The following is a 13914-nucleotide window of genomic DNA, read 5'->3' on the forward strand; positions in this document are numbered from 1 at the left end:
TTGATCGAAAACGATCGAAGCATCGCTCCCCGTAGTCATCCGGAGTCAACGCATCACATCGACTCGGACAGCATCGCTGGCGCGACGCTTCGTGTCATCGCGTGGCGATCGTTCAGCGCAGCGGCATTGGCGGGCGCACGACAGGTCCGTCGTCGTCGGCAACGGCTTGGGTCGTCGTCACGGGGGCTGCTGGCGGTGGGACCGCCGCGGCCTGCGGCGGCGGGGGCGAATAAGCTGGCATGTAGGTGTGCGACACGACCGGCTTCGGTTTGCGAACCGGCGGGGCCGCGGGCCGCGGCGGTAGCGCGGACATTTGCGCGCGCGGATCGACGCGCGGCTTCGCATCGGCCACCGGCTTCGGCGCGGGCGGCTTCGTCATCTCGCGTGCCATCTGCTCCTGGCTTGCCTTCAACTCGGCGATGTTGGCCTTGAGCTGCTCGATCTGTTGCGCCATCGCGGCGAGATCGCGCGTCATCGACTGCACCGATTGTACAGGATCGGATTGTGTTGCCGTGGGCACCGCTGCTGCAACCTGAGTGGCAGGCGGAGCCGCAGCTTGATCGACCGCTTGATCTGTTGCAGCCTGGTCCGTTGCGGCCTGGTCCGCAGGGGGCGCGGCCTGCGCGGCGGCGACCGGTGCCGTCCGCGAGGTCGAAGGCAGCAGCGACGCCAATGCCGGCGTCCATTCGGCGAGCATCTGTCTTGCGGTGTCGCCATGTTGTTCCCACGCGACAGTGGCGGCCGCGCTTCCGCCCGCAAACAGCATCGTGACGAACGCGCCACGCAGCCATTTGCCAGCCGAGGAGCGCTTCTGACGGCTGAGGCCATCATCGGCCGCGACGCGCACGGCGGTGTCGACCGAGGGCGCTGCCGCCTGCGGCTCCGCGACGGGACTGAACTTCGGCTCCGGATCCATTCTGGGCTTCAGCGCGAACGCCGGATCTATCTTGGCTTCCCGACGGGCCGTGATCTCAGGCGCGAGCGCGGGCGCGACGCTGAGAGGGCGCGAGGCCAGCACGATGTCAGGCGAAATCTGCACGGCGTCGTGCGGGTCGTTGTTCGTGACCGTGTCCTTCACGATCTCATCGACGATTTGCCGAGAGTTCAGCGTCGCGAGCATCGCAACTCCTTTGAAGCCTGGGTGTTTTGAAGCCCAAGTGTTGAGTAGTTGAAGTGTTGGCCGTCCGCATTCGCGCGAGCAGATCCGTGAGGTGAGCCCATCCAATTCCCCGAGGCCCAAGCACATGACGCACGAGTCCAGCCGGGTTTGACCAAAGCAAGGCGAGGGGATGGAGACTGTGCGACGCTCTTGCGCCGTTTGTGGTGATGGAACCCGCCTCAGAAAACACGCGCAATTGTTCCGCCATGCCTTGTTTTCAGCACGATTTTGGCAGCATCTGGGGTCGCTGGGGGTGCTGCTATCGCTATCGGGGCCGGCGGTGCCAAGATCCTTATTCGTTCTATTCGTCCTTGCCATGCTTCCGTTGGGCGGCTGCATGCAGACGACGCTTTCGCCATCGACGGACGCAAGCATGACGCCGCGCGACCGGCAGTTGCTCGCGCATACGCCGTACGCGCAGGCGAACGTGCCCGAGCAATATCTTCGTCACATCGTCGATTATCCGCGCAAGGAGCAGCCGGGCACGATCCTGGTCGATACCGATGCGCGCTATCTCTATTTCGTGCTGCCCGACGGCAAGGCGATCCGCTACGGCGTCGCGGTCGGCGAGGAAGCCATGGCGTTCTCCGGAGTCGCGCGGGTCGGTCGTCTTGCAGAATGGCCGGACTGGGTTCCGACGGCGGATATCCAGGCGCGGCTCGGACCCTATCCGGCGCGCGTGCCCGGCGGCCCCGCCAATCCGCTGGGAGCGCGGGGCATCTATCTCTATGCCGGCAACAAGGACACGCTCTACCGTATCCACGGCACCAACCAGCCGGAATATATTGGGCAAGCGATCTCGTCGGGATGCATCCGGATGCGCAACGAGGACGTGATCGATCTCTATGACCGGGTGAAGCTCAATTCAACGGTCGTGGTGCTGCCGCCCGGACAAAACGCGCAAGTCGAGGCGCGACCCAGCTGGCGCGGGTGAGGTCGCCCTAGTTCTCGGGACGGGCAACGCGCCATTGCAGCGTCGTGGCATTGCCGTTGGCCTCGCCCGGCGCCTTGTCGGCCGGCGAGGTGTAGAGCGGACGATAGCGATATGCCCACATCTTGCTGCCGTCGTTGCGGTTGATCACGGTGAAGTCGCCGATCGCCTTGGCATCGGCCGTTGCGGATAGCGGAACCCAGCTCTCGACGCATTTGCCGTTGCAGTTCGACGTCTTGCCGGTGGTATCGCGCTCGTAATAATAGAGCGTCATGCCGTTGAGGTCGACGAGCGTCGGACCCTGCTTGGTCAGGATCACCTTCGCCGGTGAGGTCGCGGGCTTCGGCGGAGGAGGGGCATCGCCGCCGCCATGGCCGTTCGCGAGCGCCGGAGCGGTCGAGAGCGCGATCGCCGCCGCAATGAGGAACCTGAACATCCGAAACTCCAGACCGGCAAAGTTAATCGCGCGTTAAACGCCGAATGCCGCCGACCGTAACAGCCGAAGGTTAGTTCCTGGTTTCGCGGATCTGCGACAATTACTGGTAGAATTACGGGGGCTTTTTGTCTTGGCGCGTCTTCTTGACGCGAACCGGCGTCCACTTCGCTCGAAAACGCTCTATGCCTGCACCTCGCGCAGCGGGGCGCGGCTGAGCTCGTTGCCGGCGGCGATGGCCTTGTGCAGGAGGCGCATCAGATCCTCACCTTCTTTTGCGCTGAGGCCGCGCAGCATGATGCGTTGCGCGGATTCGACGGCGGGCGTGATCTTGCGCAACGTGCGGCGGCCTTTGTCGGTGATCTCGAGCTCGCGGGCACGACGGTCGCGGCGCGAGGCGCGGCGCTCCGCGAGCCCCTTCTGCACGAGACGGTCGATTACGCCGGTGATGGTGGTGCGGTCGTAGGCGATCAATCCTGCGAGCGTCACCTGGTCTAGGCCCGGATTGGCCTTGATGGTCGCGAGCGCGGCGTATTGCACCGGCGTGAGGTCGAAGCCGGCATCCCCAACCTCGGCCAAAAACACCGCGACCGCGATCTGCTGGAATCGGCGCGCAAGATGTCCGGGCATGTCGTTGTTGTCTTTCACCGAATTTCTCCGTTGGCGCAGGACGGCCGGGATCGTTGACAAGCATACTGATAGTCAGCATACTGAGCAATATCCAAACAGAACGTTTCCGGGAGAGGTGCTCATGCAATTCCATCTCAATGGATTTCAGCCGGGCGACCCTGAGATCGCCGATCCCGCCGCGCGCATTCAGGCTTCGGGCGCAACGGGGGGCGTGCCCGAAGAGGTTGATGTCCTCATCGTCGGCTGTGGCCCTGCGGGCCTGACGCTCGCGGCCCAGCTTGCGCAGTTTGCCGACATCAAGACCTGCATCGTCGAGCAGAAGCCGGACCGCTTGCTGGTCGGGCAGGCCGACGGCATCGCCTGCCGCACCATGGAGATGTTCCACGCCTTCGGATTCAGCGAGCGCGTCCTGAAGGAAGCTTGTTGGGTGAACGAGACGACGTTCTGGAAGCCGGACGAGCGGGTGCCGGAACATATCGTCCGCAGCGGCCGGGTGCAGGATGTCGAGGACGGTTTGTCGGAATTCCCGCATGTCATCCTCAACCAGGCGCGCGTCCATGACGGCTTTCTCGACGTCATGCGCAAAGCACCGGCCAGGCTCGAGCCCCATTACAGCCGGCGCCTGCTCGACCTTCAGGTCGATCCGGCCGCGGGTCCCGCCAACCATGCCGTGACGGCCCGGCTCGAACGGGTCGATGCCGGGAACGAGGGCAAGGTCGAGACGATCAAGGCGCGTTATGTCGTCGGCTGCGACGGCGCCCGCAGCATGGTGCGCAAATCGATCAGCCGCGAGCTACTCGGCGATTCCGCCAATCATGCCTGGGGCGTGATGGACGTGCTGGCGGTGACCGATTTTCCCGACATCCGCTTCAAGGCCCTGATCCAGTCGGCAAAGGACGGCAGCCTGCTGATCATTCCGCGCGAGGGCGGCTACATGGTCCGCCTCTATGTCGAGCTCGCCAAGCTCGACATCGGCGAGCGCGTCGCCAATCGCAACATCACCGCCGATGACGTGATCGCGAAGGCGCAGCGGATCCTGAAGCCGTATACGCTCGATGTGAAGGAGATCGCGTGGTGGTCGGTCTACGAGATCGGCCAGCGACTGACCGACAAGTTCGACGACGTGCCGGAGACCGAGATCGCTACGCGTCTGCCGCGGATCTTCATCGCTGGCGATGCCTGCCACACCCACAGCCCGAAGGCGGGGCAGGGCATGAACGTCTCGATGCAGGACGCCTTCAATCTCGGCTGGAAGCTCGCTGCCGTTTTGCGGAAGCAGTCTGCGCCGAGCCTGCTGCATTCCTATTCGGCCGAGCGCCAGGCAGTTGCGAAAGAGCTGATCGATTTCGATCGCGAATGGGCGGGGATTCTTGCATCCGCCGCCAAGGTCGGCGGCGCCGATGCCGCCAGGACGCAGGACTATTTCGTGAGGCACGGTCGCTACACCGCGGGCACGGCGACGCATTACCGCCCGTCGGTTCTGACCGGAGCGACGTCCCACCAGCAGCTCGCGACAGGCTTGGTCATCGGCACGCGCTTTCATTCCGCGCCGGTGATCCGGCTTGCGGATGCCAAGCCGGTGCATCTCGGTCATGCTGCGCCGGCGGATGGCCGCTTCCGCATCTACGCTTTCTCCGGCGCTGAGAATCCGGCAGCAGCCGGCTCGGCCATTCGCGCCTTGTGCCGTTTTCTCTCCGAGGCGCGGGAGTCGCCCGTCAGGCGTTTCACGCCCGCGACCGCCGACATCGACAGCGTGATCGATCTGCGGGCGGTCTTCCAGCAGGATCATCCCGAACTCGTCGTCGAGGCGATGCCCGCGCTGCTGCTTCCGCGCAAGGGCCGGTACGGCCTGATCGATTACGAGAAGATGTTCTGTCCGGACCTCAAGAATGGTCAGGACGTTTTCACCATGCGCGGTATCGATCGCAAGGCCGGCTGCATGGTCGTGGTGCGGCCGGATCAGTACGTCGCGACCGTGCTGCCGCTCGATGATTTTGCTGCGCTTGCTGCATACTTCGACGGCTTCATGCTGCAAGTGAACTGACGGCTGGCAGTGCTCTTGCGCGCTGTGTCGATGAACGGCGAATGAATATTGAACCGCGCGCGGCATCCGTCTCGATCTTTTGACGGATGAGGCCTTCTTACGCGGAACGCCCGTTCTGTCTGCGCGTTCCGACTCCAAAGAGGAGGACTACGCCATGAAATTCCGAAGCGTGCTGTTAGCCGCATTGCTGCTCGCCCCGACGGCCGCAATGGCCGCACCGGGCATGGTCACCGTCTCGACCGGCCTGCGCGCCGGGCCGGGTCCGGGCTTTCCGCTGGTCGATCGCATCCCCGAGGGCGCTCGCGTCGATATCCATGGTTGCCTGCGCGGCAACGCCTGGTGCGACGTGAGCTTCTCCGACGACCGTGGCTGGGTGTCGTCGCAATATCTCGAAAATCTCTACCGCCATCACTACGTCTATCTCCCCGACTATGTCGACGAGATCGACGTGCCAATCGTCCCCTTCGTGCTGACCTCGTACTGGTCGAGCTATTATCAGGGGCGGCCCTGGTATCGGCGGCATGCCCACTGGAATAGCTACTGGACTTCGCATCAGCGCGACGCGATGCGGATGACGATCGATCCGCGCGCGGCTCGCATCGGTCGCGCGGCAACCCGCGATGCGGCGGTCGCACTCGGGCGCAACGGTGCGAATGTCAGGGAAAATATGAAGGAAAGTGTCAAGGGCACGGCCGCGGTCTCCGGCCGTGATGCCATAACTTCACGACACGACGCCGCGATGGCCAGGCACCAGACGGCAGTGACGACGGATCGGAGCCGTGCGGGACGAAGCGAGCGCATCGCGCATGAGCGGACCAATCTTCAGGGCCGCAATCCGCGCGATGCACAAGCCCGCATCATGCACGAGCAGGCCGCACAACACCGCGCGGCTGTGCGTGCGCAGCCGATGGCGCGCCCGCATGAGGCGCCGCGTATATCAGCGGCACCCGCGAGCCGGCCCGCGATGCCGCATGTGGCCCAACCCAATGTGAGCCACGGCTCGCCGATGAACGCTCACGCCCAAATGCCGGCGCCGCGCGCGGCTGCGCCTGCGATGCCTCATGGCGGTGGTGGCGGCGCACCTCACATCAACGCCGCGCCGCACGGCGGCGGTGCGCCAGCAGGCGGCCCGGGTGGCGGGCACCAAAAGCACTAGAGTTGCCAACGAAAGCCCGGCCTTCACGCCGGGCTTTCTGCTTGGGCCGGAGCGGGTTCCCGGCGCGTATAATTTAAGGAAGTTCTTCGCGGGCAGATTTCATCGATCGTAATATGTCTACTCAAAGCTGTAAGCATTCCACTCGGGGCAGCGGGGCACGGGAGGATGACGACGATGAGACAGAACCAGGCGGAGACGCGCCGCCACAATGTCGCGAAGCGGTCGATGACCAAGGAAGCCAAGCAGCTGTCCGGCCTGATTGCCGGATTGCGCGAATCTCTCGAGATGATTCAAAAGGAGCGATCGAGCACCAAACTCTCCGGCGCCGAGATGGGCCTTCTCGACGAACGCCGCAACAATTTGTTGCTGACCATTGCAGCCCTCGATGACCGCCTCTCGGCAGTGCAAGGACTGATCGATCTCGGCCGTCCCCATATCATTCGTGTCCACTGATCGGAGCGCAGACCTGATGCTATCGGCTTCGTCGCGGCGGCGACGGAACCAGGCTCAGCTGCCGGCTCTGCCTGGCATAGGGATTGGCGTAGCACTGGGCGGACTGCCCGGAGGCAGTGGCGGCGCACTGCGCCATCGTCGCAAAACTGCAATCGATGCTGCGGCCGTCGATCGTGTAGATCTCGATGCAGACGGGACGCGGGTCGTAGGTCTGCGCGGCCAGCGGCATCACGCCGAGCAGGTCCGCACCAAACCAGCCCACGACAAGCAAAATCGCGCTCATGATGCGGCGCACGATCAACCTCCATCGTTCGGCCGGAACCAGGCACAATGCTGCCTTGGATGGCATCAAATTGCCACGCTCCCGGCGAATTGCCGCCAAAGCCCGCTGCCACGACGAGAGCGGGTGCAGGGCAACGGTAGGGGATGTGCATTGGCCTACAAGATGATCGCAGAACGCGACAATGAGAAGTGCAGTTTTGCCCGCGAGAGCCGTTTGCTCATCGTGGCGAAGGCAAAGGTTTGGGCAAGCGAGGGGTGGAAGGTCGTCATCACCGACCAGGACGGCAAGGCCTATGCGCCGCCCGACTTCGATCAACTATTGGCGGCCTGACCGCAAGACGGGGCAGGGGACGACATTGATTTCGCTATTTCGACCGGGGCGCGGTGTGATCGCGCCCCTTATGACTCTTCCAACGATGACTCTTGCAACGACGACTCTTGCAGCCGCGGCCGTCCTGACGGCGACATTTGCCGTCGCGCAAAATCTCGATGCCGGCAAGTCGCCGCAAAAGCTCTTCGCCGATGGGTGCGCGACCTGCCATCGCAGCCCGCGCGGCCTTGCCAAAGGGCGCTTTAACCTGACGCTGTCCTGGTTCCTGAAGGACCATTACGCAACCAGTTCGGACACAGCCAAGGCGCTTGCCGCCTATCTGGAATCGGTCGATACGGCGCCACCGCGAGCTGCGGCCAAGCCTGGGCCGAAGCGATCCGGGCCGCGTGCTCCCAAGCCGTCGCAAAGCCAGTAGGCGTGAGCCAGCGGCCCGAGAGGGCGTCGCGAAGCCGAAGGCCTTGCCGGCATCAATGCACCGTCGTCTGCGAGAACAGGTTGATGACCACGACTCCGGACACGATCAGCGCGATGCCGACGAAGGCCGCAGCGTCGAGCATCTGGCGAAACAGCACGAAAGAGACGGTTGCCGTCAGGATGATGCCGACCCCGCCCCAGATCGCATAGGCGATGCTCAATGGGATGACCCGGATCGCGACCGACAGCGCATAGAACGAGGCGACATAGAACAGCACCATCGCCAGTGTCGGCCACAGCCGCGTGAACTGCACGGATTGCTGGAGGAAGGCGGACGCCGTGACCTCCAGGACGATCGCGAGGGCAAGCGCTGCGTGGGCATTGAAGGCGGAAGTCATCACGGGCTCGGGCGTGTTGTGCAAAGAAAGATACCGCGCGGTACGGGGAATATGACGTTTGCCCGGGTCCAGCTATCACGTGTCAGTGACGAGCCTGCGACACGGCGGAGCGCAGCACGAAACCGCCGCGCGATGGTTCGCGCGGCGGCTCATTGGTGTCGCGCCGGTTCGATGGGGCGTTAGTTGATCCGCACGGAGAGTTCGACGTCCTCGGCAAAGGCCGTGGACATGTAGCCGCTTCCGGGCCTGCGCATGCGAGCCAGATAGTCGGGGCTGTCGTCGGCGTTGTCGGCGACGATGATCGCGCCCGGTCGGAGATGGCCTTCGACCAGATCCAGGATATCGGGGTAGAGCGCCTTGGCACCGTCGAGCAGCACGAGATCGATCGTGTCGGGCAGGTCGACTTGAAGCATCTTCAGCGCGTCGCCTTCGCGGATTTCGACGAGGTCCAGCAGCCCGCCGGCCGCGAGGTTCTCGCGCGCCCGCGCCGCCTTGGACGGTTCGAATTCGGTGGTGATGAGGCGACCGCCGCCATTGTCGCGCAAGCCCGCGGCAAGGTGCAGCGTCGAGATGCCGAACGAGGTGCCGAACTCGACGATCGCTTTGGCGCGGGAGCTGCGTGCGAGCATGTAAAGCAGGTGACCAGTCTCGCGGGAGACCGCGAGCGGCGCGTCCTTCAGCCGCCCGTAGAGGTCGCGGTAAGCGGTCTTGCTCCGCATCATCCGTGTGCGGTCGGCGTCGGTCACATCGGCGAACGCGGCTCGCATCGCGCCGCGCGCCGCTTCGTCCTGGTCGAACAGACGATCGAGCAGTGGTGCAAGTGATATGATGGTCGAGGTGGTCATGTGTAGTCTCCAGTGGTCGCCGTGAGGCGAGTGCTTGCGTGAGAGTTGAAATACGACTAATTCGTCGCATTCACTATTCGCATTGCCCGAGGGCGCCATGGCCGATCGCCGAAGCCGTTCAGTTTCCTCACGAAAACAGCCGCAGCAGGCCCGTTCGAACGAGCTGGTGGCGGCCATTCTGGACGCGGCTGTTCAGGTCCTGGCCAAGGAGGGGGCGCAGCGTTTCACGACGGCGCGGGTGGCCGAGCGGGCCGGGGTGAGCGTCGGGTCGCTCTATCAATATTTTCCGAACAAGGCGGCGATCCTGTTCCGCCTCCAGAGCGACGAGTGGCGGCGCACGAGCGAGCTTCTGCGCGGCATCCTGGCGCACCGGGCGAAACCGCCACTGGTGCGGCTGCGCGCGCTGGTCCGCGCCTTCATTCGTTCCGAGTGCGAGGAGGCTGCGATCCGTGGCGCGCTCGATGACGCCGCACCACTTTATCGCGACGCGCCCGAGGCGCAGGACGCACGGTCAGCCGGTGAGGGCATCGTCGCAGCCTTCATGCGGGAGGCGCTGCCCAAGGCGCCGGATGCGACGCGGGAGCTTGCCGGCGAGTTGATCAAGACGACGCTGAGCGAGGTCGGCAAGCGGTTCTCGGAAACACCGCGCAGCGAGGCCGAGATCGCGCGCTATTCCGACGGAATGGCTGACATGTTCTGCGCCTATCTCGGCGAGCTGGCGCGTCGCTGAGATCATTCCTGACATCTGCGTTTGCGGCCCAATATCGTTTCGGGTTTCGCCCGATGATGGGTTAGCCTCGCATCGTCTTCGTCGAGCTTGAGTGCCGCGCCATGCATGTCCTTCGTTCCCAGTTCCAGATCGAGGAGCAGCGTGCGCTGGAATTCGCAGCCCAGCGCGGCTTCGGCATGATCGTGGCGGCGGATGAGCGCGGGCCGCGCGCCTCGCACGTGCCGTTCGTGCTGGAGCAACGCGAGGGGCGTGCGATCGTCCAGATCCATCTCACCGCCAGGAATCCGCTTGTCCCGCTAGCGGATGGCGCGCGGCGCTTCCTGCTGATCGTTGCCGGCGACGACGCCTACATCTCCAACGACTGGTATTCTTCGCGCGACAACGTCTCGACCTGGCTTTACGAGGCCGTGCACATGTCGGGCGTAGCGCATCTGCGCGGGCTCGACGAGAACCGCGGGCACGGCGATGCACTACTCGCGGTCTCGGAAGCGCGGCTGCCGAAGGCGCCCTGGGACCTGGCGCAGATGGAGCCGGACAAGCGCGAGAGCATGCTGGCCGCGATCCGCGTCATCGATCTCGTGGTGGATACCGTCGAGGGGCAGGCCAAGCTCAACCAGCACAAGAGCGATGTAGATCATGTCGCGGTCGTGGACCGGCTGGCGCGGTCGGAGGAGACCGGGCATAGGCGGCTGGCGCGGAAGATGCAGGCGCTGCGGCCCGGGCTTGGATACGAGTTTTCGTGACCCGCGCGACCCTTGTCTCGCTCGACGTTTACTCCTACGAACCTCGTCATGCTCGTCATCTCCATTCAGAGTCAGGTGGTCCACGGTCACGTCGGCAACAGCGCCGCCGCCTATGCCATGCAGGCGGAAGGGGTGAATGTCGCGGCGGTGCCGACAACGCTGCTGTCGAACCATCCGCGTTATCCGAGCGTGCGCGGGCGGGTGCTGGAGACCGAGCTCGTTGCAGATCTGCTGAGAGGCGTCGAGGAGCGCGATCTCGTCGACGAGGCCGCGGTCCTGGTCACCGGCTATCTCGGTTCGTCCGGCAATGCAGCTGTCATTGCCGATTTCGTCGAGCGGGCGCTGACCCGCAATTCAAAGCTGGTCTACCTCTGCGATCCCGTGATCGGCGATGACGGCCGGGTCTATGTCGCTGACGGCATCCTGGACGTGGTGCGGCACCGGCTGCTGCCGGCCGCCAATCTGACCACGCCGAACCAGTTCGAGCTCGGGCTGCTCGCAGGCTTCGACATCTCGGATGCGCAGGGTCTGCGCGCGGCGTGCGCGGTGCTGGCCGGGACCGGCCGCATCGACGTGGTCGCCACCGGTTGCACGCTCACTGATACGGCGGAAGGGCAGGTGGAAACGATTCTGTGCGCCGACGGTCAGTTGTCGCGCTTTGCGACGCCGCGCCTGCCGATCCGCCCCTCAGGCACCGGCGATCTTCTCACCGGCCTGATCGCGGCGCATCTGGCCAGGGGCACAGCGACCGTGGCGGCGGTGCGGCTCGCAGTCGAAACCATCTATGCGGTGCTGGTGCGCACGCAGGAAGCAGGTACCGCGGAGATGCGGCTCGTGCCGCTGCCGACGCCGGGACGGTAGTACTCAGGTCGCGCGTTTCGCGGCCGATTGCGCTGATTTCTGCGGCTTCGCGGGGACCTTCTGCTCGCGCGTCGCCTGTGCCTTCGCCTTTGGCAGCTTCGCGCTTGCCACGGCCCGCGCCTTCCTCGGCTTGACGCTCGCTTCCTTGCGGTCCGACGTGCCTCGGCGCGAGACGTATTCCGTACCGTCGACCGGGCCGACATGCGGGGGATCGCGGCCGAGATAGGGTCGGCCGATGCCGAGCGCCTTGCCATTGGCATCGACCCACTTCCACAGCACCTCGGTCGAGACCCAGCGCTGCGCACGGTTGTCGCCCTTGGTGCTGACGATGTCGGCCGCCATACCGTGCCCGTAGCCGCCGCGCGTGCTGCCGCCGTGATAGGAGCGGTCGGAGGCGGCCTTCAGGCCGCTCGCGATCGACTGGCGATAGTCGTCGCGGAACGCGCTGGTGATACCAGGCGAAAGTCCGGCGGCCTCGGCCGCGAGCAGCGTGCGAAACAGCTTTTTCTTGAAACTCTTGTCCATGCCGCCGATGACGTAGTCCATCATCGACATGCCGGCGCGGTCGGCCGCCTTCGGATCCTTCCAGCCAAAGTCCTCGTCGACCAGTTTCGTGAAGCTGCGCATCACGGTCACCATCTTGCCCTTGCGCTTGACGGTGACGGCGCGGCGATCCTCGACCTTGATCGAGTCTTCCTTGGGCGTGCGCTGGTAGAGCGCCCAGAGATAACGGTCGATGCAGGCTTCCATTACGTAGCATTCGTCGAGGACCGCGGTCGTGTCCGCAGACGGCGAGGCCTTGCTCGCCGCGGGCACGGGGCCGGTCGCGATCGTCTCCGGCGACAGTGCGTCCGTCGTCACGGTCTCGGTGGGATCGGCGGATGCGAGCTTTATCACGGGCTCCGACGCCGGAGCCGGAGCAACCTCACTGGCGACTGGTATCGGGTCAGGCGAAATCTGCGGTGCGAGCGGCGCTTCGGTCGGCAAGATCAGCACCGGGTCGGCCGAGGCGAGCTGGATGGCCGGAGCTGGCGCCTCGGGCGCTGCCGCTTCGGCGGTGACCAATCCTGGCGTCGCAGCCACGGCGGCCGCGATATCCGCGGTCAGGGCGACGCCGTCCTCGATGGCCGCAGCGTGCGGGATGTCGGCGAGGTCAAGTCGGCTGAGATCCTTCGCGCGCGAGACGGCGGAAGCATTGGCGCCGCTGTTCTCGATGAGGGCAGGGGCATAGGCGGACAAAGAGAGCGCCAGCCAGCCGGCGAGAACCGCCGAAGGGCAGGAGACCGCCACCAGAAGAGACCGCCGATCATTCATGATCCCTGCCTCCAAACGGTTCTGTTGAACCTCGTCTTCTCCGAACAGTCTGACCAGTCTTGCACAAAAAGGCACGCTAGGCGTCGATTGTTCGGAGGACGGTGTGGCGGCGCAATGGCGCAATTCGGCGAAAGCGGGCTTTTCGAGCGGGTGTTGCGCTGGGGCAACGCGGGTTCCATTCGGTTCCAAGGGTGCCGCAGCTGAAAGAGCCTGCAAATGCAGCCTTCATTGTCGTCAACTTGAGGCGGTTGAGTTTACTCAATCTTGGATTGTGGTCGTGCAAGTCTCCCGCGCCGGCGATTTTCGGCAGAGTTGGGAAGGACACGCGCATGAAACTGAAATGCAAATGGGCTGAATTCGCCGCTGATGAATCCGGTGCCACCGCGATCGAATACGGCCTGATCGCAGCCGGCATCGCGCTCGCGATCATCGAGATCATCTACGCCCTCGGCACCAACCTCGTCGCAAAGCTGCAATCGCTGGCGACAGCGCTGAAATGAGCTGTGTGGTGCGGCGCCCGGCGCTTCGCAACCTTGGGCCGGCTGGAGCGTTAGGCGCCCATGACGCATTCCGCGCTTCGTCCTATGGATGCCTTCGACCCCGACGAGCCCGCCATTCTGCACGACCAACTCTCCGATACGATCATCACCTGGACCGCTGAGCAGGCCGACGATTTCAGGCGTGCCAGCCGGCCGGGCGAGGGCGGAACCGTGATCTGGAGGGCCTACGTCTTCGACGGCTGGGGCCATGTGCTCGGCGGCTGATCGCCACTCATAAAAGTGTCATGTCGCAGCCGGCGGTGATTCGGCCAAAGCCTTGTGCGCATTAAACATATTGCCATGCGCCGGGCGCGTTGTTGCAATGCAGCAGCGCATGTCGCAATGCAGCAAAATGCGCTTAGATGTGCTCCGAACCTTCCATCAGGAGCATCACCCATGAACAAGAAGACTCTGTCGATCGCCGCGGCCATCCTGACGATCGCGGGCAGCACCGCGGCTTTCGCCGCCGAGCTGCCGACTTATGAGGCCAACGGCTTTCCGGTTTCCCCGATGCAGGTACGCGTGCTCGGTGCCGCGCATGTCGAGCAGCAGGCCTCGGCGCCCACCACGATCGCTTCGGTCCACCAGGTCCGCGTTCTGTCGCCGCGCAAGGTGAAGACGGCTGATGTCACGACGGGCAGCGCCCGCTGA

General features: G+C 64.6%; 19 protein-coding genes. 12 read left to right on the forward strand and 7 right to left on the reverse strand.

Annotated features, from left to right (window positions below; genetic code table 11):
* Positions 1–112: 112 nt before the first annotated feature.
* Positions 113–1120, reverse strand: a complete 1008-nt coding sequence (locus BRA471DRAFT_RS17760; protein ID WP_007609565.1) for a hypothetical protein — start codon at positions 1118–1120, stop codon at positions 113–115.
* A gap of 355 nt (positions 1121–1475) precedes the next feature.
* Between BRA471DRAFT_RS17760 and BRA471DRAFT_RS17765 the strand changes: the two genes are divergently transcribed.
* Positions 1476–2093, forward strand: a complete 618-nt coding sequence (locus tag BRA471DRAFT_RS17765; protein WP_050992626.1) for a L,D-transpeptidase — start codon at positions 1476–1478, stop codon at positions 2091–2093.
* 7 nt (positions 2094–2100) lie between these two features.
* Here BRA471DRAFT_RS17765 and BRA471DRAFT_RS17770 read toward each other — a convergent pair whose 3' ends face one another.
* A complete protein-coding gene (locus tag BRA471DRAFT_RS17770) occupies positions 2101–2526 on the reverse strand; it encodes a hypothetical protein (RefSeq protein WP_007609582.1) in 426 nt (141 codons plus the stop codon).
* Positions 2527–2706: 180 nt separating this feature from the next.
* The gene (locus tag BRA471DRAFT_RS17775; RefSeq protein ID WP_007609583.1) at positions 2707–3171 is read right to left on the reverse strand and encodes a MarR family winged helix-turn-helix transcriptional regulator; all 465 of its coding nucleotides are present in this window, start codon (positions 3169–3171) and stop codon (positions 2707–2709) included.
* A gap of 103 nt (positions 3172–3274) precedes the next feature.
* Here BRA471DRAFT_RS17775 and BRA471DRAFT_RS17780 point away from each other — a divergent pair, with 103 nt between their 5' ends.
* The 3 genes from BRA471DRAFT_RS17780 (at position 3275) to BRA471DRAFT_RS17790 (ending at position 6806) form a co-directional block, all read left to right on the forward strand.
* Complete coding sequence (locus BRA471DRAFT_RS17780) at positions 3275–5197, forward strand: FAD-binding monooxygenase (protein ID WP_007609585.1); 1923 nt, start codon at positions 3275–3277, stop codon at positions 5195–5197.
* A gap of 154 nt (positions 5198–5351) precedes the next feature.
* Positions 5352–6353 carry an SH3 domain-containing protein gene (locus BRA471DRAFT_RS17785; protein WP_007609586.1) on the forward strand — a complete coding sequence of 334 codons (1002 nt, stop codon included), beginning with the start codon at positions 5352–5354 and terminating at the stop codon, positions 6351–6353.
* 225 nt (positions 6354–6578) lie between these two features.
* The gene (locus BRA471DRAFT_RS17790) at positions 6579–6806 is read left to right on the forward strand and encodes a hypothetical protein (RefSeq protein ID WP_231170934.1); all 228 of its coding nucleotides are present in this window, start codon (positions 6579–6581) and stop codon (positions 6804–6806) included.
* Positions 6807–6825: 19 nt separating this feature from the next.
* Here the strand turns inward: BRA471DRAFT_RS17790 and BRA471DRAFT_RS17795 are convergent, their stop codons facing one another.
* Complete coding sequence (locus tag BRA471DRAFT_RS17795) at positions 6826–7101, reverse strand: DUF3551 domain-containing protein (protein WP_007609588.1); 276 nt, start codon at positions 7099–7101, stop codon at positions 6826–6828.
* Between the two features lie 111 nt (positions 7102–7212).
* On the opposite strand from BRA471DRAFT_RS17795, the gene BRA471DRAFT_RS17800 reads away from it, so the two are divergent.
* A complete protein-coding gene (locus BRA471DRAFT_RS17800) occupies positions 7213–7419 on the forward strand; it encodes a hypothetical protein (RefSeq protein WP_007609590.1) in 207 nt (68 codons plus the stop codon).
* An 85-nt stretch (positions 7420–7504) separates the two neighbouring features.
* Positions 7505–7834 carry a hypothetical protein gene (locus BRA471DRAFT_RS17805; protein ID WP_035974056.1) on the forward strand — a complete coding sequence of 110 codons (330 nt, stop codon included), beginning with the start codon at positions 7505–7507 and terminating at the stop codon, positions 7832–7834.
* A gap of 52 nt (positions 7835–7886) precedes the next feature.
* On the opposite strand, the gene BRA471DRAFT_RS17810 is transcribed toward BRA471DRAFT_RS17805, so the two are convergent.
* Together BRA471DRAFT_RS17810 and BRA471DRAFT_RS17815 are read right to left on the reverse strand one after the other, a co-directional pair.
* The gene (locus BRA471DRAFT_RS17810) at positions 7887–8231 is read right to left on the reverse strand and encodes a multidrug efflux SMR transporter (protein WP_007609593.1); all 345 of its coding nucleotides are present in this window, start codon (positions 8229–8231) and stop codon (positions 7887–7889) included.
* A gap of 179 nt (positions 8232–8410) precedes the next feature.
* Complete coding sequence (locus BRA471DRAFT_RS17815) at positions 8411–9076, reverse strand: O-methyltransferase (protein ID WP_007609595.1); 666 nt, start codon at positions 9074–9076, stop codon at positions 8411–8413.
* Positions 9077–9173: 97 nt separating this feature from the next.
* Here BRA471DRAFT_RS17815 and BRA471DRAFT_RS17820 point away from each other — a divergent pair, with 97 nt between their 5' ends.
* The 3 genes from BRA471DRAFT_RS17820 (at position 9174) to pdxY (ending at position 11410) form a co-directional block, all read left to right on the forward strand.
* The gene (locus tag BRA471DRAFT_RS17820) at positions 9174–9806 is read left to right on the forward strand and encodes a TetR family transcriptional regulator (RefSeq protein ID WP_007609596.1); all 633 of its coding nucleotides are present in this window, start codon (positions 9174–9176) and stop codon (positions 9804–9806) included.
* 101 nt (positions 9807–9907) lie between these two features.
* A complete protein-coding gene (locus BRA471DRAFT_RS17825) occupies positions 9908–10549 on the forward strand; it encodes an FMN-binding negative transcriptional regulator (RefSeq protein ID WP_007609597.1) in 642 nt (213 codons plus the stop codon).
* A gap of 48 nt (positions 10550–10597) precedes the next feature.
* Positions 10598–11410 (forward strand): pyridoxal kinase, encoded by an 813-nt coding sequence (gene pdxY, locus BRA471DRAFT_RS17830; protein ID WP_007609599.1) that lies wholly within the window; start codon positions 10598–10600, stop codon positions 11408–11410.
* Between the two features lie 3 nt (positions 11411–11413).
* On the opposite strand, the gene BRA471DRAFT_RS17835 is transcribed toward pdxY, so the two are convergent.
* Positions 11414–12724, reverse strand: a complete 1311-nt coding sequence (locus BRA471DRAFT_RS17835) for a hypothetical protein (protein ID WP_007609600.1) — start codon at positions 12722–12724, stop codon at positions 11414–11416.
* Positions 12725–13053: 329 nt separating this feature from the next.
* Here BRA471DRAFT_RS17835 and BRA471DRAFT_RS17840 point away from each other — a divergent pair, with 329 nt between their 5' ends.
* The 3 genes from BRA471DRAFT_RS17840 (at position 13054) to BRA471DRAFT_RS17850 (ending at position 13914) form a co-directional block, all read left to right on the forward strand.
* Positions 13054–13224 (forward strand): Flp family type IVb pilin, encoded by a 171-nt coding sequence (locus BRA471DRAFT_RS17840; protein WP_007609602.1) that lies wholly within the window; start codon positions 13054–13056, stop codon positions 13222–13224.
* A gap of 60 nt (positions 13225–13284) precedes the next feature.
* Positions 13285–13488 carry a hypothetical protein gene (locus BRA471DRAFT_RS17845; protein ID WP_007609604.1) on the forward strand — a complete coding sequence of 68 codons (204 nt, stop codon included), beginning with the start codon at positions 13285–13287 and terminating at the stop codon, positions 13486–13488.
* Between the two features lie 171 nt (positions 13489–13659).
* Entirely contained in the window at positions 13660–13914 is a 255-nt protein-coding gene (locus tag BRA471DRAFT_RS17850; protein WP_007609605.1) for a hypothetical protein, read from the forward strand.

The sequence above is a fragment of the Bradyrhizobium sp. WSM471 genome (assembly GCF_000244915.1).
GTDB lineage: Bacteria > Pseudomonadota > Alphaproteobacteria > Rhizobiales > Xanthobacteraceae > Bradyrhizobium.